This is a genomic window from Limosilactobacillus alvi (assembly GCF_016900115.1).
Taxonomy (GTDB): domain Bacteria; phylum Bacillota; class Bacilli; order Lactobacillales; family Lactobacillaceae; genus Limosilactobacillus; species Limosilactobacillus alvi.
In genome coordinates, this window is record NZ_JACJJQ010000009.1 from 43702 (window position 1) to 61448 (window position 17747).

Annotated in this window: 17 protein-coding genes and 1 riboswitch; of the genes, 4 read left to right on the plus strand and 13 right to left on the minus strand. The window is 46.1% G+C overall.

All coding sequences use genetic code 11. The annotated features are described in order from the left end of the window. Positions 1 to 195: a YjzD family protein gene (locus H5993_RS03075; protein ID WP_180869689.1), complete on the plus strand. Its 195-nt coding sequence runs from the start codon at positions 1 to 3 to the stop codon at positions 193 to 195. A 271-nt stretch (positions 196 to 466) separates the two neighbouring features. Here H5993_RS03075 and H5993_RS03080 read toward each other — a convergent pair whose 3' ends face one another. From H5993_RS03080 to H5993_RS03105, 6 genes are all read right to left on the minus strand, one after another. After that, entirely contained in the window at positions 467 to 1519 is a 1053-nt protein-coding gene (locus H5993_RS03080) for a hypothetical protein (protein ID WP_204776180.1), read from the minus strand. Between the two features lie 23 nt (positions 1520 to 1542). Then, positions 1543 to 2406 (minus strand): YitT family protein, encoded by an 864-nt coding sequence (locus H5993_RS03085; protein ID WP_428980926.1) that lies wholly within the window; start codon positions 2404 to 2406, stop codon positions 1543 to 1545. A gap of 40 nt (positions 2407 to 2446) precedes the next feature. Further along, positions 2447 to 3694, minus strand: coding sequence for a peptidase T (gene pepT / locus H5993_RS03090; RefSeq protein WP_204776182.1), 1248 nt, complete (start codon positions 3692 to 3694; stop codon positions 2447 to 2449). Between the two features lie 9 nt (positions 3695 to 3703). Further along, complete coding sequence (locus H5993_RS03095) at positions 3704 to 4528, minus strand: Nif3-like dinuclear metal center hexameric protein (RefSeq protein WP_204776183.1); 825 nt, start codon at positions 4526 to 4528, stop codon at positions 3704 to 3706. After that, positions 4525 to 5220 (minus strand): tRNA (adenine(22)-N(1))-methyltransferase, encoded by a 696-nt coding sequence (locus H5993_RS03100; RefSeq protein WP_204776184.1) that lies wholly within the window; start codon positions 5218 to 5220, stop codon positions 4525 to 4527. The genes H5993_RS03095 and H5993_RS03100 overlap by 4 nt, the downstream gene beginning before the upstream one ends. A gap of 77 nt (positions 5221 to 5297) precedes the next feature. Then, positions 5298 to 6464, minus strand: coding sequence for a PatB family C-S lyase (locus H5993_RS03105; RefSeq protein WP_204776185.1), 1167 nt, complete (start codon positions 6462 to 6464; stop codon positions 5298 to 5300). Positions 6465 to 6639: 175 nt separating this feature from the next. Here H5993_RS03105 and H5993_RS03110 point away from each other — a divergent pair, with 175 nt between their 5' ends. Next, positions 6640 to 7335 (plus strand): FAD-dependent oxidoreductase, encoded by a 696-nt coding sequence (locus H5993_RS03110; RefSeq protein WP_204776186.1) that lies wholly within the window; start codon positions 6640 to 6642, stop codon positions 7333 to 7335. Positions 7336 to 7497: 162 nt separating this feature from the next. Here the strand turns inward: H5993_RS03110 and H5993_RS03115 are convergent, their stop codons facing one another. From H5993_RS03115 to lysA, 7 genes are read right to left on the minus strand one after another with little or no spacing between them, the layout of a single operon-like run. Then, on the minus strand, positions 7498 to 8550 hold the full coding sequence (locus H5993_RS03115; RefSeq protein WP_204776187.1) for an aspartate-semialdehyde dehydrogenase: 1053 nt from the start codon (positions 8548 to 8550) through the stop codon (positions 7498 to 7500). 29 nt (positions 8551 to 8579) lie between these two features. Then, a complete protein-coding gene (locus H5993_RS03120) occupies positions 8580 to 9764 on the minus strand; it encodes an aminotransferase class I/II-fold pyridoxal phosphate-dependent enzyme (RefSeq protein WP_204776188.1) in 1185 nt (394 codons plus the stop codon). A gap of 16 nt (positions 9765 to 9780) precedes the next feature. After that, on the minus strand, positions 9781 to 10545 hold the full coding sequence (dapB, locus tag H5993_RS03125; protein ID WP_180869709.1) for a 4-hydroxy-tetrahydrodipicolinate reductase: 765 nt from the start codon (positions 10543 to 10545) through the stop codon (positions 9781 to 9783). After that, positions 10538 to 11467: a 4-hydroxy-tetrahydrodipicolinate synthase gene (gene dapA, locus H5993_RS03130; RefSeq protein WP_204776189.1), complete on the minus strand. Its 930-nt coding sequence runs from the start codon at positions 11465 to 11467 to the stop codon at positions 10538 to 10540. Before dapA ends, dapB begins: the two co-directional genes overlap by 8 nt. Before the next feature lie 13 nt (positions 11468 to 11480). Next, the gene (locus tag H5993_RS03135; protein WP_204776190.1) at positions 11481 to 12629 is read right to left on the minus strand and encodes an N-acetyldiaminopimelate deacetylase; all 1149 of its coding nucleotides are present in this window, start codon (positions 12627 to 12629) and stop codon (positions 11481 to 11483) included. Positions 12630 to 12631: 2 nt separating this feature from the next. Beyond that, positions 12632 to 13345, minus strand: coding sequence for a 2,3,4,5-tetrahydropyridine-2,6-dicarboxylate N-acetyltransferase (gene dapD, locus H5993_RS03140; protein WP_180869715.1), 714 nt, complete (start codon positions 13343 to 13345; stop codon positions 12632 to 12634). A gap of 35 nt (positions 13346 to 13380) precedes the next feature. Beyond that, the gene (lysA, locus tag H5993_RS03145; RefSeq protein ID WP_204776191.1) at positions 13381 to 14694 is read right to left on the minus strand and encodes a diaminopimelate decarboxylase; all 1314 of its coding nucleotides are present in this window, start codon (positions 14692 to 14694) and stop codon (positions 13381 to 13383) included. Positions 14695 to 14775: 81 nt separating this feature from the next. Continuing rightward, positions 14776 to 14959: riboswitch (Lysine riboswitch) on the minus strand. Positions 14960 to 15158: 199 nt separating this feature from the next. Between lysA and H5993_RS03150 the strand changes: the two genes are divergently transcribed. Next, a complete protein-coding gene (locus H5993_RS03150) occupies positions 15159 to 16514 on the plus strand; it encodes an aspartate kinase (RefSeq protein WP_204776192.1) in 1356 nt (451 codons plus the stop codon). A gap of 13 nt (positions 16515 to 16527) precedes the next feature. After that, entirely contained in the window at positions 16528 to 17538 is a 1011-nt protein-coding gene (gene dapF, locus H5993_RS03155) for a diaminopimelate epimerase (RefSeq protein WP_204776193.1), read from the plus strand. Positions 17539 to 17747 lie beyond the last annotated feature (209 nt).

Consider the following 17747-nt stretch of genomic DNA (forward strand, 5'->3'; position numbering starts at 1 on the left):
ATGAAGACGATCTTTAAGAATCTCATCGTAATCTTCTGGGGTGCAATCCTTGGCATGGTCCTTGGTTACATTGGTAGTCAATTGGAAAGCTTGCAAGCTAACTTCGAACTCTGTGCCATTCTTGGGGCAGTTGTTGCCGTAGTTGCAAGTAACTGTTGGACCTTTATTACCACCCACGCAAACCCGGAACACTAAACGAATTAAAAAAGAGAGGCTGAGAAGAAACTCGTGTTTCTTCTCAGCCTCTTTGTCATCTCCGAATGTTACTCAGTAACTAAGGTCAAAAAGCACGGCCTTAGCGGATAAGTGCGAACGAAAGGTCGATTCTAATGAATCAACCTTCGTCCTTCTTATCCCAACCAGGCCGTCAAGGAGCTTTTTTCCCAACCTCTTTTTTTGCTCTAGCTTTTTTGTAGATTGTACATATTAAACTCACTACTAATGTCAGTTCACTTTGGATTCGTTTTTACCGGTATTTAAGGTCGTCAAATTGCGTATCTTCATTATTTTGGGCAGTTGTTGGGGATTGATAACCGATTGAATCAACCCAAGCTTCGGCTCCTCCGGTAATAACTAATACTTTTTGTTGATGACCGTCAACCATTTCAGTCTTAATCGAATAGTTTTCCCCGGCTCCTGCACCTTGCACCCAGCCATAGGTGTGAACGACTTGGTCGCCACGAATATTAACTAATTTTCCGGAAATCCAATTTTTCGTGGTATCAATCAACGCCTCATCAGGATTGGTACTATGACTGTTAAACCACGACTCATCCTGTTTATAGACCGTCATGGTTTCATTTTCATCATCATTGGACCAAGATATTTGATGATCAGAAATAACATACTTAGTAATCTTACCATCGAGACTCGTATACCAAGTCCCCTGCAGACTTGTTGGGATCTTAAAAATTCCTAAATTACCATATTTTCCGGTTGTTGCCGTTGATTTGGTCGGCGAACTTGTTGTTACGCTTGCACTGCCACCCCGCTGATCATTAATGGTAGCTTTGGTTGCCAATTGCTTAGCTACTTTAGCACCACCCTTTTGATTTAAATAAGTAATCATTTGCTCGAGGCTAGCGTGGCCAAGTTGCTTCCCGCCATTCGTCGGGGACACGTTAGTATAAAGATAGAAATTGTTGTCTTTGCCCAAGACATAGATTGTCCCGGCTTGCTTTCCCTTAACTTGATAAACCACCCCTCGACCAGGATCCTGAATGGCGTAGTTTTCCGGATCTTGCAGGTTAATCGTTAGTTGGCCTTGTTTGGCCTGCTTAAGATTCGTTAACCAATCACCACCATACTTCTTTGCAGCGTACGTGGTAATGATGGCCCCGCTTGCTTGCGGTGATTTTTTTCCAGCCGTTAATTTTTGATGCTTATTCGTTAGATAACTTGGCTGACTAGTTTGATTACTACCAGTTGTTGCCGACTTTGAGTTTGCCTGGTTTGAGCCACAAGCGGCTAAAAGCAAGGCACAAGCACCAAGCATTAACATCGTTCCTGTTTTTTTCAATTTATTTTCCTCCCAGTCTCTCATCACAAGGAATGACGCCGATATACCCCTAACTCGACGTTCGTTCGTTGCATACTCAAAAAGACATTTGGATCAATGGTTTTAACCATCTTCCGCAAATCAACTAATTGACTCCGTGGCGTTACCACAATGATGACGTCGGTTTCATTCCCCGTATAAGCCCCAATGCCATGTAAAACAGTTGCCCCATGGGTAAAGGTTTTTAGGGCGGGAATTAACTTATCAGACTGCTTAGTAAAGATGGTCACACTGACATCGGTTTGGGAAACGAAGACCCAATCCATCATCCAATTAGTGAGTAACATCCCAATTAAACTATAGACAATCCGGCTTGGCCCAAAAGCGATCACCGCCGCCGCCAGGATTAAACCGTTGACCACGTTGGCAAAGAAACCGACATTTTTATGAAACTTCCGTTGGCAATAGGTCACGATAATATCAACCCCACCAGTCGTAAAGCCATTGTTAAAACAAAGGCCAATTCCAACCCCAATTAAGGTTGCCCCAACAATGGTGTTAGTTAAAGGATCACTAACTAACTTCACCACGGGGATGATGGCCAGGGCGATGACGTTAAACAAAACGGCCAAGCCAGAATAAAAGATATAGCTTAAGCCAAAGACCCGCCAAGCAAAGATAAAGAGCGGTACGTTAAAGATGAAAACCAACATCCCCAAATTTAGATGGATTCCCATCGTCAACCCAATTGCTTGAACCAATTGCGAAATTCCCAACAAACCAGATGAATACGAATTGGCATGGGTTAAGAAGAAATTAACCCCAATCGCTGAAAGCACCCCGTATAAAAGGGCAAAAAAGATTCGCTTTAACATTCGCCGGCGTTGAATCAGATGGTTCTTTACCATCATCCCACCTTCTTTCCTTTAATGATGTTCGGCCTGCAACTTAATGCTTAGCTTTGGCCACCAGATTCTCATTCATCTTCAACAAAACATCAACCACGCTTTCCATGGTTTGTAAGGAAACGTATTCAAAGCGGGCATGCATATTTTCACCCCCGGCAAAGAGGTTGGGCGTTGGCAAGCCCATGTAAGAAATCGTCGAGCCATCAGTACCACCCCGCACTGGGTAAATAACTGGTTTGATATCTAAATCTTCCATGGCTTGCTTGGCCAAATCGACCACTGCCATGTGGCCCTTTAAAGCGTCCTTTAAGTTGTAATATTGGTCTTCAAGCTTGATCGTAACCCGTTCTTCACCAAGCTCTTCGTTGACTTCTTTCACCACTGCCCGTAAAGCTTCTTTTCGCGCTTCAAAGAGTTGGCGGTCATGATCCCGAATTAAGTACAACATCCGGGCGTGGTCAACTGTCCCATCAAGTTGGTATAGATGGAAGAAGCCTTCCCGACCGGCCGTCTTTTCTGGCCGATCATGATCTGGTAACTTGGCTTGGAGGTCCATGGCAACTTGAATGGCATTCACCATCACGCCCTTCGCCGTTGCCGTGTGGACATCCTTTCCTTGGATATTGATTTCAGCGGCCGCCGCGTTGAAAGTTTCGTATTCCAATTCCCCAAGAGGACCCCCATCAACCGTGTAAGCAAAATCAGCGCCAAAGGCTTTGACATCGAAAAGACTAGCCCCAGTCCCGGTTTCTTCGTCCGGGGTAAAACCGATTTTGATGGTCCCGTGTTTTACTGCTGGGTGCTTAGTCAAATAAGCCAGCATGGTCATAATTTCGGCGACCCCGGCCTTATCATCAGCTCCCAGCAAAGTCGTCCCATCCGTGGTAATTAAGGTTTGCCCCACGTAATTCTTTAAGTTGGGAAATTCAGCTGGTGAAAGTTCAAAGCCACTTGTCCCAAGTTGGATCGTTTGCCCATCATAATTTTCAATAATTTGGGGATTGACGTTTTCCGCGTTGAAGTCTGCCGTATCAACATGAGCTAACAACCCCATTACCGGAACTTCATAATCGAGGTTTGATGGTAAGGTCGCCATCACAATGGCACTCTTTTCGTCCATCCGGACATCGTCCAAACCAAGGTCCGTCAATTCCGCCATTAGTTGTTTTAACAAAACCAATTCCTTAGGACTAGTTGGCACCGTGTCACTTTCTGGATCTGACCGGGTTTCAACCTTGGCATAAGCCAGAAAACGAGCTAATAAACCAGCATATTTTTCTTCTGTCATTTTACTTGCCTAACCTTTCATTCGAAAATTAAATGGTTCCGTATTGACCTGACTAACCACCACTGGACAGGTCCAGGCTTTTTCCGTTGTCCAACTTTTAAGGAGTGCCTGTAATTTCAAAGCCGCCACCACTTCAATATGGTGGCCGGGGTCAACTAACATTAAGCCGCTTGCTTGCATGTCTTGCGCCACGTGATAGGAAACATCCCCCGTCACATACGCTTGGGCCCCCGCGGCTTTAGCTTGGCGATAAAAATCACCACCGGAGCCACCAAGAATTGCCACTCGCTGAACCGTTTGTGGCGCTGGATCAGGAAGAACATACCGTAAGCCCTTAACGGCAAAATGCTTTTGCACCCAATCCACAAATGCTGTCGGACTTAAGGGCTTAGGTAAATCACCAACCCGGCCCATCGCGACCGGTTGCTCACTAACCGGATCCTTCCCGGCTGGGACAAGTCCCGTGAGGTTCGTTAATTCTAATTGGGCAGCTAACCAATCATTCATGCCTCCATTGGCAGTATCCAAATTTGTATGCGCAGAGTAAACAGTAATCCCATGCCGTAATAATTTTGCATACATTGCGTTTTGGGGCTGACGGAGATCAAGATCCTTGGCTGGGCGGAACATAAGGGGATGGTGGGAAAAGATAAAGTTAGCCCCGAGCCTAATTGCTTCATCAACAACCGCCGGCCGGACATCCAAAGTTGTTAATACTTTTTTTACTGGTTGGCTTGGATCACCCAATTGAAGACCAACATGGTCCCAATCTTCTGCAATGGACGGAGCGGCAAATTGTTCAAATTGTTGAATAATTTCTAAACCATTGGTCATTTAATCACCTTCTTAATCTGATTTAAGCGGGATTCGAAGCTAGCAATTTTATCAAGTGGGGGCTGTTTGGCAGCTTTCATTTGGGCTAAGGCCTGCGCCTCCCGTTCATACTCCGCCTGCCACTTTGCTTGGAAAATTGGCCCGCCTTGTCCCAACAAGAAGGGGCCAAATCGTAGCTCACGGTCATTGTACCGGAATGGCATGAGGGTGTAATCTGCAACAATCACTTCGTAGATATGACCATCTTCTTCAATAATCTTTTCGGCCATGATTTGGTAATGGTGCGCCATCAACCAGGTCCGCACCCGTTCTTCACCAATATTTGGTTGTAAAATTAACCGTTTAACCCCGTGAAGCTGGTGCAATCCCGCCGTTAGGATCTTGGTAATCAGCGCCCCACCCATGCCAGCGATTACTACCGTATCAATTTGGTCAGCTGGTTGGATCGCTGCTAAACCGTCTGCTAACCGTGGAATAATTTGATCTTGTAACTGAAGGCGCTCAATTTCATTGATGGCATTTTGTAAAGGACCAGGGGTTACATCCCCAGCCACCGCAAAATTGATCTTCCCAGCCACGACCAAAGCTGCTGGTAAATAAGCGTGATCCGTTCCAATATCGGCTAAGCGGGCTCCTGTTGGAACAAAATCAGCCACAACTTGTAAGCGTTGCGAAAGTTTTTCTGCATCCATTAAATTAATCCAACCTTCTCTATTAAATTTCTTTTATCTGGTCTAGTATACCAAATTTTCGTAGCGTTCCCCTAACCTTATTTTGGCCAAGCCTTAACGCCCTTAATTAGGCGTTGCAGACCGTCGGCAACAACCGCCCGCGGGTAGGCAACGTTCATCCGCACAAAGTGCTTACCGGCCTCTCCGTACATCGTCCCCGGATTTAAGATCAGACCGCTGGTGCTTTCCAAAAAATCAGTAAAAGCTACCGAATCATGACTCAAAGCTGAAATATCAAGCCAGACGAGGTAGGTGGCGGCTGAAGGAACCACCGCAACTTTCCCGGCTAAGCGTTCTTTGATCGTTTGTTCGACCAATTCGAGGTTACCCTTAAGATAATCTAGAAGTTCGTGATACCATTCTTGACTTTGGGTGTAAGCCGCAATCGAAGCGGGAATCGCCGTTAGGTTAACCCCCGTCAAGCCATCGTTTTGCAGTCCTTGATCAACCACTTCCCGTAAGTAAGCATTCGGGACAAACAAGGTTGCCGCATGAGTAGCAGCAATATTAAAAGTTTTACTTGGTGAAACCGCGATTACAACCGCTTGCAAGAATTGCTCTGGTAAGCTAAAGAATGGGACATAGCCACCTTCATTAAAGGTAAGATCACCATGAATTTCATCCGCAAAAATCGTCACCCCATATTTTTGCCCCAGTTCAGCTAAGTGTTGCAACTCTTGCTTAGTCCAGATCATGCCACCCGGATTTTGGGGATTGCACAAAATCATCATCGTCGTTAAGGGTTGGGCAAACTTGGCTTCTAAATCTTCCCAATCAATGTGGTAAGTGTGTTGCTTAGGATCGTATACTAAGTCGCTTGAAAGAACTTGGCGACCATTATTTTGAATTGTCGTGAAAAACATGTTATAAACCGGGGCTTGAATTAAGATCTGATCGCCAGGATTAGTCAACCGTCGCAGAACCGAAGCTAAGGCTGGCACCACGCCACTGACAAATAACATCCATTCCCGCTTTGGCCGAGCATGGTGTTCAGTCGCATACCAATCGCCAACGGCCTGATAATATGCTTCCGGGATCATCTCATAGCCGTAAATCCCAGTTTTAACCTTCTTTGCCAAGGCATTCGTAATTGCCGGTGCAGTTTGAAAATCCATATCCGCGATTGACATGGGAAGCTTGTTTTCACCAACCGCCCACTTGAAGGAATTAGTTTGCCGTCGATTAAATTGTTGATCAAAGTTCACTTTCGTCGCTTCCTTTCTGAAACCCACTAACTATCCCTAGTTTAACAGATTTAAGTTTAAGAAACTGGTCTTTGCAAATTTAAATTAAAACCGCCAGCAAATCACTTACTTTTGATCAGTATTTTCGGTATAATGAGGCTACTTAAATTGTTTCAAGATGAAAGGAGCTTTTTTTATGGCTGAAGAATTACCAAGTTATCAATCCGAACTAATTTCAATCAACCACTTAGCTGAAGACTACTATGAACTTAAAATCAAGGTACCCACTGGCTTTACCTGGCAAGCCGGCCAGTACATGCGGCTTGGGTTACCAACCAAAAAGGTAACCGATAAGAAACAAGTCCGGGCGCTATCCATGGCCGCCCCAGAAAGTGACGGGGTTATTTTACTAGGGACCCGCACCCGGCAAGAAATGAGTAGCTTTAAGGCCAACTTAATCACGCTGGTTCCCGGAGAAGCAGTAACCGTACTTGGTCCCCTCGGTAACTTCACCCTCCCAAAACTTGATCATCCCTTGGTAATGTTCGCAAGCGGGGTCGGGATTACCCCTATTCGGGCCCTCATTAAACAAGCCTTACATGATAAGAGTGACCAGGTTATTGACCTAGTCTTTGTTGCCAATGATTACCACCTTTATCAAGCCGACTTTGAGGCTTGGTCCCAGACCTATCCAAACCTTCAGCTCCATCTGGTTAATCACCGCGCAGAAGCCCAAGCTGAACTTTTAAAACTCACCCAAAAACTTGGTAATGAAGCTGACTACTACATTTCCGGAGCATCCAACGTGGTTGATGCAACTGAAGAATTCTTGATGACAGAAGGTAAGATTGCTACTGACCACGTTAAGCGGGATGTCCTTTACGGGTACTAAAAGGCACATAAAAGAGGACGGAAAAGGGTCTCACCATTAAACAGTCAGAAAGCACAAGAGGGTGGGAAGAAACTCAAGTTTCTTCCCACCCTCTTGTCATCTTCAAATGTTACTCAGTAACTAAGGTCAAAGCAGTAGCTAAGTAGATGCGCCACCCTTTTACTAAATTAGGCCCCGCTTTACCAATTCTTCAGCGTTTTGAACGGTATTAAGCGCAGCCCCCTTCAAGAGGTTGTCAGCGACAATCCACATGTTGAAAGCTCCCTTGTTTTCATAGTCTGGCCGTAAACGCCCAACAAAGGTGTCCCCCTTGCCTACCGCGTTAATTGGTTGGGGGTAAATTTGGTGCTGAATGTCATCTTGAACCACTACGCCAGGCGCTTGTGCTAAAAGTTCGCGAATTTGTTCAACCGTGGCACTCTTATCTTCAACTTCAAAGTATACCGATTCCCCGTGGCTAATTGGAACTGGGACCCGGACACAGGTAGCAGTGACCTTAATTTCTGGTGAGTTCATATCCCCAACCATAATCTTCTTGGTTTCATGAATCATTTTCCATTCTTCATGGGAGTAACCACTATCTTCTAAGACATCAATTTGGGGCAGAAGGTTAAAGGCTAATGGGTAATGCTTCTTGTCCCCCTTAGTTGGGAGAATGTTAGCTTGCATTTCCTTACCGTCAAGATAATCCCGTGCTTGTTGGTAAAATTCGTTCAAAGCACTTTGCCCCGCTCCAGATGCAGCTTGGTAAGTTGACACAATTATTTGCTTTAAACCAAAAGCTCGCCGGATTGGTTCTAGTGCCACCACCATTTGAATCGTGGAACAGTTTGGATTAGCAACAATCCCGTGATGTTGGGCCAATGTATCCGGATTAACTTCTGGTACAACCAGCGGAACATCGGGTTCCATCCGATAAGCACTGGTGTTGTCCACACAGACAGCCCCGCGCTTAACGGCTTCTGGTAAAAATTTCTTGGAAGTTGAGCCCCCTGCAGAACTCAAGACCAAATCAACCCCTTCAAAAGAGTCCGGCGTGGTTTCTTCAACCGTCAACGTTTGGTCCCGGAACTTCAATTGGGTCCCAGCTGAACGCGCGGATGCTAATAGCTTAACTTCCTTCACTGGAATTGATGAAGCGGCTAATTGTTCAATCATCCGATGACCAACGGCCCCAGTTGCCCCTAAAATTGCTACGACATATTCCTTAGCCATATTAGTTTCCTCCTCAAATTTCATTTAATTTAATTATTTTGCTTAGCCATAAAAGCCGTAATTCGCTTCATTGCTTCTTGGATATCTGCTTCTGGTGCTGCATATGAAAGCCGAACATAGCCTTCTCCACCAGGGCCAAAGACGCTCCCAGGAATTACCCCAACCTTTGCTTCTTTAGCAATTGCCCGGGCGAAGGCAAAATCATCATCCCCAAATTGAGCAGGAATCTTGGCAAACATATAGAAAGCGCCTTCCGGTGTCGCCATTTCAAATCCAAGCGCCCGAAGTGCTTGAGCCATCAAGTTCCGCCGGTGTTCGTATTCTTGACGGAAAGCAATCGGGTCAGCTTGCCCATTTTGAATGGCTTCTAAAGCAGCCGCTTGGGCCGTATCGTTGATACAAGTGATCAAGAACGAATGCATCTTGGTAATTTGTTGAACCAATGCTTTTGGTCCCGCCAAGTAACCAAGCCGCCAGCCGGTCATAGCATGCGACTTTGATAATCCCGAAATCAAAATCGTTTGTTCCGGTAACTCTTCAATCATCGAGTAATGACGGTGATCATAAGTTAAGTCCCCGTATATTTCATCGGAAATTACCAAAAGATGGTGGCGCTTAATTACCGTTGCTAAAGCTTGTAATTCTGCTTGACCGTACGTCCGCCCCGTTGGGTTGACCGGGAAGTTCAATAAGATTGCCTTAACTGATGGGTTAGCTTCGATTGCCTTTTCTAGGCGCTCAGGAGTTAACACAAAATTATCATCCTTGGTATTTACTTCGACTGGAATGGCACCGTTATACGTCACAATTGGATTATATAAGGCATACCCAGGAGTGGGGATAATCACCTTATCACCAGGATTGAGTAAACTAAAGATCGTCGCCGTAAGGGCTTCAGTTGCCCCATTAGTAACCACCACTTCACCATCACCTTGGTATTCAACCCCAAAGCGATTTTTTAATTGATTGGCAATTGCTTGCCGTAGTGGTAACTTTCCCGCAGCCGTAGAGTAGTGAGAATCATTTGCTTCGATACTCTTGATAGCCGCTTGCTTAATGTGTTCTGGAACATCAAAACCGGGTTCTCCAAGGGTTAATTTCACTAACCCCGGAATTGATGAAATCTCCTGATCAAAAGCGCGAATCATCGCAGGGGGAGTTTGTTGTAAGGTCTTGTTTCCCATTCCTTGTAAGGCACTTGCTAATTGTGGCATAGACACCGTTCCTCTCTTATAAAATCTCTTCTAATCCAAAGACTAAGCTAGTTAATTGATTGGCTTTTTGTAAGGCAACTTTGACCCCACTCATAAAGGAAGCGCGGTCAAAGGAGTCTTGTCGAATCGTCAGTGCTTCCCCGGGACCCCCAAACAAAACTTGTTCGTGGGCAATGTAACCGGGAAGCCGGACTGCATGGACGGCTACTCCGTCAACATTAGCCCCCAAAGCCCCCGAAACGGATTCTTCGCTCACCGTCGGTTGGGGCGCGCTCTGGCGACCAGCCGCAATCATTTGGGCCGTCGTCAAAGCCGTTCCAGATGGCGCATCTTTCTTGTCACCGTGGTGCATTTCAATCACATCAGCATCCGGGAAGTAAGCCGCTGCTTCCTTTGCAAACTTCATTAAGAGCACCGCACTCATCCCAAAGTTGGGGGCAATCAATCCACCTTGCCCATTTTCTTCAGCCAAGGCTTGGAGTTCAGCTACATCAGCTGAAGTTAATCCGGTCGTCCCGACAATTGGGGTAAAGCCATGCTGAAGGGCAAAAGTAACGTTTGCTTTGACTGCACTTGGTACCGTGAAGTCCAACCAAATCTCAGCAACCCCCGGTTCAATTTCAGCCAATGAATGATAAATTTGGGCCGTCGCAGGCATCTTCGTATCCGCATCGTGGGGCGCAAGCCCAGCCGTAATTTCAAACCCTGGCAGGTTGTTAACCAAATCGGTTGCGTAGCGGCCCATTGCTCCGGTATAACCAGCAATTAAAACCTTAGGCATTAAGGTCACCTCCTAAATCAAGGGGTAAGGCACCTTCTAAGGCGTGTGCTTCCAGGCCAAGAGCCGTTGCTAACTGAGATTTTTCTTCAGTATTCAAGGTGACGATTGGTAAACGGCAACCACCAACTTCAAAGCCTTGCGCGTTTAAAACCGCCTTAACTGGGGATGGCGATGGAAACATGAAAAGGGCCGCCATCTTTGGGGTTAACCACCGTTGTAAGCGCCCAGCCGTTGCAACATCGCCCCGGTCTAAAGCATCGTACATTGCCCGCATTTGTGCAGGATAAACGTGACCGGCAACGGAAATCACCCCAGCACCACCAATTACCTTGGTAAAGAGGGCTTGGGCATCTTCCCCGGAGAAGACCGCAAAATCATCTGGGGTTTGGTCAATTAACGCTTGCATTTCGGTTAAGCTGGCACACTGCTTTACTGCCACAATGTTTTCGTGATGAGAAAGTTCTACCAAGGTTGAAACTTCCATCTTGACTCCCGTCCGTCCTGGGATATTGTAGATCATTACCGGGATGTTGACTTCATCAGCAACCTTGGTAAAGTGAGCGATCATCCCCCGTTGGTTTGGCTTGTTGTAAGGAGGCACAACGACCAGGGCGACATCAATTCCATCAATTTCGGCAACTTCGTTTGTAAAAGCAATGGTTTCTGCGGTATTGTTGCTTCCCGTCCCGGCAATCACCGGTACCCGACCATCAACATAAGCGCCAAAGTGCTTATAGAGAGCTAACTTTTCATCATGGCTCAAAGTTGGGGTTTCCCCAGTCGTTCCTCCAATCACAAACCCATTGGCTCCCTTTTCAAGGAGATGATCCGTTAAGCGATCCAAGGCTGGATAGTTAATTTGGTTATTCTCATCAAACGGGGTAATAATAGCAACCATAAAATCTGCAGCTTGTAAATTCATAAGCTTATCTCCTTTATTTTTCATTCATCCGCGCTGTTAAAAAACCAGTAATTGCCGTGACTCCTCGCTGAATAGACGCTTCCTTCGGTGTTAAGGTTGCCGAATGTAACTGCGCGTCATCTTCAACCCCCAGCCAAAACATCGTTCCCGGGAACTTGGCTAAGAGATAACCAAAGTCTTCCCCAGTCATTGCTGGCTTAGTTTCAATAAAATTAACTCCAGGCGCCGTTTGCATATAATTAATAAAACGTTTAGTTAGTGCCGGATTATTTTCAACCGGCCAGTAACCACCCTGGTTTAGTTCAAGCTCAACTTTAACGCCAAAGCTAACTTCAAGGCCTTGACAAAGGGCGCGCAGACGATCGTCAATCTTGAGGAGCATTTCCTGAGTCAAACCCCGGATGGTACCTTCAAGGCGAGCATGGCCAGCGATAACGTTTCGAATCGTACCAGCTTCGACTTTTCCGATTGTAACCACGCCACTTTGGATCGGATCGATATTCCGAGAAACAATGGTTTGAATCTGCGTAACCAAGGTGGCCATTGCAACGACGGCATCGTTAGCGTCTTGCGGAAAGGCAGCGTGCCCGCCTTGACCTTCAATATCAATATTTAATTCTGTGGTTCCGGCAAATAAGGTTCCCATCCGACAACCGATGGCTCCAGCTGGTAGATCCGGATTATCGTGGAGCCCGTAAAATTCATCCGGTCGCCATTGGCCGTTAAAAATCCCCCGTTCGTAAGCTAGTTTCCCGCCATTTTCACTTTCTTCCGCTGGTTGAAAGAAGAAGAGTAAATTATCCTTGGGTTGGTGACTGGCAAAGTAACTCAAGACACCTAAGGCAACGGTCATGTGGATATCATGGCCACAAGCGTGCATTACGCCAGGATGTTGCGAGGTAAAGGGTAAACCAGTTGCTTCAGTAACGGGCAAGGCATCAATATCAGTTCGATAACCAATCGTTCGTTGCGGGGCCGTCCCCTTAATCAATACCAGCAGCGCCGTTGGTAATTCAGCTGGCGTTTGAACTTCCATATAATCGGTCTGAAGCTGCGCGATCACTTGAAGCAAGTAAGCATGGGTTTCGTATTCTTTTAGGGCCAGTTCTGGAATTTGATGGAGGTGGCGACGGATTTGAATTAATTCATTTTCACTTAGCATAATTACAACTTCCGTAAATCAGCTTCCAGGCCAGTCTTACTAGTCGTTTGATCATCAACATCCTTGATAATCCGAGCTGGCACCCCAGCAACCACCTTACCAGCTGGAACATCTTCAACGACGACCGCTCCAGCCGCAACAACAGCGCCCTTGCCAATGTGAACTCCTTCAATTACCACGGCATTGGCCCCGATCAAGACATCATCATCAACCCGGACTGGTTGAGCACTCGCTGGTTCAACTACCCCAGCCAGGACAGTTCCGGCACCGATGTGGCAGTTTTTACCAACGATCGCCCGGCCACCAAGGATGGCTCCCATATCAATCATTGAACCTTCACCAACTTCAGCCCCAATATTAATGGTTGCGCCCATCATTACCACGGCATTATCGCCAATTACAACCTGGTCGCGAATGATTGCCCCCGGTTCGATCCGTGCATTAATTTCCTTCATATCCAACAATGGAACGGCTGAATTCCGCGCGTTATTTTCAATCCGGACACTAGTAAAGTCCGCTTTGTGCGAAGCCAAGAAGGGCTTAACAACTTTCCAGTCGCCGAAGAGCACCCCCGTTGTCGTTTCAATAAAGGGATCGGTACTTGCTGGAAATTCGACTTGGTCTAAATGCGGTCCCTTCAAGTAAACCTTAACCGGGGTTTTCTTTTCTGCGGTTGCGATGTAGTTAATGATTGATTGGGCATCAAGAGTTGCCATTTGTGTACCTCCATATAATAAGTAGAAATTTTCTTTTAAGCGTTTGGATAATCCTGATCATTTTGCACTAGCTCGGCATAAGACTCGCGCTTTACAACAAGGTAACTTTTACCATTTTCAACAAAGACGACTGCCGGGCGAGGATTCCGATTATAATTAGAAGCCATTGAGTAGCCGTAAGCGCCGGTAGCAAGCATCGCGAGGACGTCTCCTGGTTGGGTAGCCGGGAGCGGTTGCCCTTGGCTAAGAATATCACCAGATTCACAATACTTACCAGCAATCCGTACCGTTTCGACTGCTTTGGCCTTGGGGTCCCGGGCCAAAACCGTTTCGTATTCTGCTTGGTAAAGAGCTGGCCGAATATTATCACCCATCCCCCCGTCAACGGAAACGAACGGCTTGAAACCTGGAATATCTTTTCGACTGCCAACGGTATAGAGGTTGTAACCAGCAGGTCCCACTAAAGACCGTCCCGGTTCAATCCAGATGGCTGGCATTGGTAAATCAGCTTCTTCTGTGGCTGTTTTAATTTCATCAACGATCGTCTTAACAAAAGCTTCTGGTGCTTGGGGATGGTCAGCACTGACGTAGCGAATACCGAAGCCGCCACCGACATTGATAATTGCCGGGACATAAGCAAACTCAGTTTGGAAATGCTTAGCCACCGCCACTAACTTCTTAGCGACCCCCGCAAAACCTTGCACATCAAAGATTTGCGAACCAATGTGGGCATGAATTCCGCGAACATCAAAGTGGTCATCGGCTAGGACGAGCTGCAGGGCACGATCAGCTTGCCCCGAAGCGAGGTCAAAGCCAAACTTGGAATCAACTTGTCCGGTTTGGATATACTCATTCGTATGAGCAGTAATACCTGGGGTTAACCGTAACATTACCGCTTGCTTTTGATTTCGTTTAGCAAGCAGTTCCTTTAACAGATCAATTTCGTGGAAATTATCAATTACGATCATGCCGACCCCGGCATCAAGGGCTTCGCTTAATTCCCGTTTAGACTTATTATTCCCATGATAGCTAACCTTAGCCATTGGAAAGCCAGCGCTTTTAGCTGTGTATAGTTCACCGCCCGAAACAACATCGGCGTGGGCCCCCTCAGCTTTCATCACTTGGTAGATCGCTTTAATGGCCAAGGCCTTACTAGCAAATGAAACGGCATAATCAATTCCAGCGGCTTCAAAAACTTGTTGGAAACGATGGATCTGATCACGAATCTTAGTTACATCGTAAGCAACTAAAGGGGTTTGATACTGGTCAGCGAGCTCCAGACTATCAACGCCACCAATCATTAAGTGACCAGCATCGTTAACTTCCAATGGTTGACTTGTTTGTTGCATTCCTATCCTCCAATTCTGCCAGCAAAATAAAAAGCTCCGCGGTGGCGATGCACTGGGAGCTTACTAAGTCAATATCCTTAATAAAGTCGATAGCGCACCGCCGGCTCCTTTTGTCCGACGACAGTCCGACATATCTTCTATGTCGACCCAGCTAATCACCTAGCCGTATCAGTGATCACTTCGGCAACCTCCCCTTTCACAATTTTTCATTGTTTTCGGCAAACTCGGAACTGCTACTCTTGTCAGTTGCGCCTCTTCGATTTAATGGTAGTTTATAATTATTTGTTGCTGACGTCAAGGGGTTTTTAATTTAACTTTAATTTTTTGTCAAAATCTACATATAAGTTCAAATTTTGAGCCCTTTAGTTCAACGTTTTACTAAAAAGTTATGACTTGCACTGCTTGAAATCAGTGTTAGAATTCTATTAAAATATTTTCGGAAATTGCTAAAGGAGTGCATAAATATGAAAGTCATTAAATTTGGGGGCAGTTCGCTTGCTAACGGAGCGGCCTTTGCGCAAGCAATCAGAATTATCCAGGCCGATCAAGACCGCAAGGTGATTGTGACTTCCGCACCCGGAAAAAGGGAATCGACTGATACAAAGGTCACTGACCTCTTGATTAAGTATGCGAATGAAGTTTTACAAGGGCAAGCTTATCAAGCCACGGTCACCCAAATTTTTGAGCGCTACCAGGCAATTGGGGATTACTTTAACTTACCAGCGGAAGCCTTGGCTCCCATTCACAAAGCCTTAGTAAATTTGCCAAATGGCAATTACCCCGCTGATTCATACTTAATGGCGACCTTTAAAGCGCATGGCGAACGATTAAATGCCCGGTTATTAGCCGCTATTTTAAATCACTTGGGTATCAAAGCCCGGTTTGCTGATCCGCAAGCTATCGGGATCATGGTTACGGGAACCCCGAACAATGCGGTGGTGGCGCCGGAAACCTACTACCGACTCCAAGACTTTAAGGTTGCTGATGATGAACGGGTAGTGGTTCCAGGCTTTTTTGGCTTTACGATGGCGGGCTACATTGCAACCTTTTCCCGGGGTGGGTCTGACATTACCGGAGCGATCCTTGCTCGTGGTCTGGGAGCTGAGAAATACGAAAACTTTACCGATGTTGACTCAATTTATGCGGTCGACCCAAAGTTAGTTGAACATCCAACCCCCATTAAGAAAATGACTTATCGCGAAATGCGGGAACTTTCTTATGCTGGTTTCTCAGTTTTCCATGATGAAGCGCTCTTACCGGTGATTGCGGCGGGAATTCCCATCAATGTTAAGAATACTTGGGCCCCAGAAAAACCGGGAACGCTGATCGTTCCGGATCACAATTTTCAGCCAAGCTCTCCCGTAACCGGGATTGCCGCGGGAAAGCACTTTGCTGCCCTTTACCTGCATAAATATCTCCTTAATAAGGAAGCCGGCTTCACCTTACAAATCTTAACGATTCTCCAAGAACATGACGTTTCTTATGAGCATATGCCATCCGGGATTGATGATATTACCATTGTCTTTGATAAGCATAAGTTAACGCCAGAAATCATTGACGAAATTTGCGATGAAATTCAAGCAACGGTTAATCCTGACCGTTTGGAATGGATTAATGACTTTGCCTTAATCACGGTCGTTGGCGAGGGCATGGCCACCTCCCCAACTGTGCCGGCAGAAATTCTTGGTATCCTAGCTAACGAACACATTGCGATCCAAATGATTAACCAAGGGGCTTCCAAGATTGCCACCATGATTGGGGTCGACCCTACCGATACTAACCAGGCCATCAAGGCCATTAACCACCACTTCTTTAATTAAAGCGAGGAAAAACATGACAAAATTACTTAAAGTTCACGGTTCATTTAATCACTTTTTTATCTTAGATCAAACTGAACTTGACCAACCTTTGACCGATGCTGAATTAGTCACCTTAGGGCAAAAGCTTTGTGCCCCGGCTAACGGGATTTTAAACGGGGCTGACGGGGTCCTTGTTGTTAATAAGTCTGACCACGATGGTGTTCTTGGCCAAATGCGGGTGATCAACGCTGACGGGAGTGAAGCTTCCATGTGTGGCAACGGCTTGCGGACCGTTGCTCGCTACTTAAGTGAAAAAACTGGACAAACCGCGTTTAAGGTTGAAACCAAGCAAGCCGACCTAACGGTTAAAAAGCAAGCCGATTTCGCTACCGGTGTGCCTGCCTTTGCCGTTGAAATTTCGCCCGTCCGTTTTAATGCCGCGGCCTTACCATTTGAAAAGCTTGGTCGTGACCGCATCATTGATGATTACCTTCCAGAGCTTGCGCCGGGAGTGAAATTTACCAGCTTAGCAGTCCCCAATCCCCACTTAATTGCCTTTGGGGATGAAGATCTATTGGTTGGTCCAATGATGAAGGAACTTGGGGAATATCTGAACGGGAAAAATCCATACTTTACTGATGGAGTTAACCTCAACTTCGCTAAGATTCTGGGGCCAAATGAGCTCTTTGTCCGGACCTTTGAACGAGGAGTTGGTTTTACTAACGCCTGTGGGACGGGGATGTCCGCAACAAGTTTGGCTTTTGCCTTAACCCATCCGGATTTAGGCCACTTTGAAACCCCAATTAAGGTTTACAATCCTGGTGGCATGGTGCAAACGGTCCTGCACTTTACCAACCATCGTTACTTCATTGAATTAATTGGAAATGCCACGGTTACCCATACCCTTACCGTTGATGAAACCCGCTTACACCAAGCCAACTTCACTGCCGATGATTTTGACATCACTACGACTAGTGAAGATGAAGCTTACCATCAATTCGTCACCAGCTTACCCAAGCCAGTAACAGTAAACGTAAAAGATTAGCTAAATTGTCAAACAAACAAACAAACAACCTAAGATTAGTTCAGGATGAATTTTACCATCCTGGACTTTTTTATTACCCTAAAGATAGAGCTAAGGTCGTCCATAGCCTCAGGGACTGCGAGTCCGTATCACAAAATGACCTCCGCTATCTTTGCTTTGATATTTTGATTTTCAGGTTGTGGGACTACGAGTTCGAGTATAGGAAATGA

Coding starts and splice junctions, on each gene's coding strand:
- lysA (WP_204776191.1), bottom strand. CDS start 14,694: ATGCAACAAACAAGTCAACCATTGGAAGTTAACGATGCTGGTCACTTA.
- H5993_RS03075 (WP_180869689.1), top strand. CDS start 1: ATGAAGACGATCTTTAAGAATCTCATCGTAATCTTCTGGGGTGCAATC.
- dapB (WP_180869709.1), bottom strand. CDS start 10,545: ATGCCTAAGGTTTTAATTGCTGGTTATACCGGAGCAATGGGCCGCTAC.
- H5993_RS03110 (WP_204776186.1), top strand. CDS start 6,640: ATGGCTGAAGAATTACCAAGTTATCAATCCGAACTAATTTCAATCAAC.
- pepT (WP_204776182.1), bottom strand. CDS start 3,694: ATGACAGAAGAAAAATATGCTGGTTTATTAGCTCGTTTTCTGGCTTAT.
- H5993_RS03115 (WP_204776187.1), bottom strand. CDS start 8,550: ATGGCTAAGGAATATGTCGTAGCAATTTTAGGGGCAACTGGGGCCGTT.
- H5993_RS03120 (WP_204776188.1), bottom strand. CDS start 9,764: ATGCCACAATTAGCAAGTGCCTTACAAGGAATGGGAAACAAGACCTTA.
- H5993_RS03100 (WP_204776184.1), bottom strand. CDS start 5,220: ATGGATGCAGAAAAACTTTCGCAACGCTTACAAGTTGTGGCTGATTTT.
- dapD (WP_180869715.1), bottom strand. CDS start 13,345: ATGGCAACTCTTGATGCCCAATCAATCATTAACTACATCGCAACCGCA.
- dapF (WP_204776193.1), top strand. CDS start 16,528: ATGACAAAATTACTTAAAGTTCACGGTTCATTTAATCACTTTTTTATC.
- H5993_RS03085 (WP_428980926.1), bottom strand. CDS start 2,406: ATGGTAAAGAACCATCTGATTCAACGCCGGCGAATGTTAAAGCGAATC.
- H5993_RS03150 (WP_204776192.1), top strand. CDS start 15,159: ATGAAAGTCATTAAATTTGGGGGCAGTTCGCTTGCTAACGGAGCGGCC.
- H5993_RS03135 (WP_204776190.1), bottom strand. CDS start 12,629: ATGCTAAGTGAAAATGAATTAATTCAAATCCGTCGCCACCTCCATCAA.
- H5993_RS03095 (WP_204776183.1), bottom strand. CDS start 4,528: ATGACCAATGGTTTAGAAATTATTCAACAATTTGAACAATTTGCCGCT.
- dapA (WP_204776189.1), bottom strand. CDS start 11,467: ATGAATTTACAAGCTGCAGATTTTATGGTTGCTATTATTACCCCGTTT.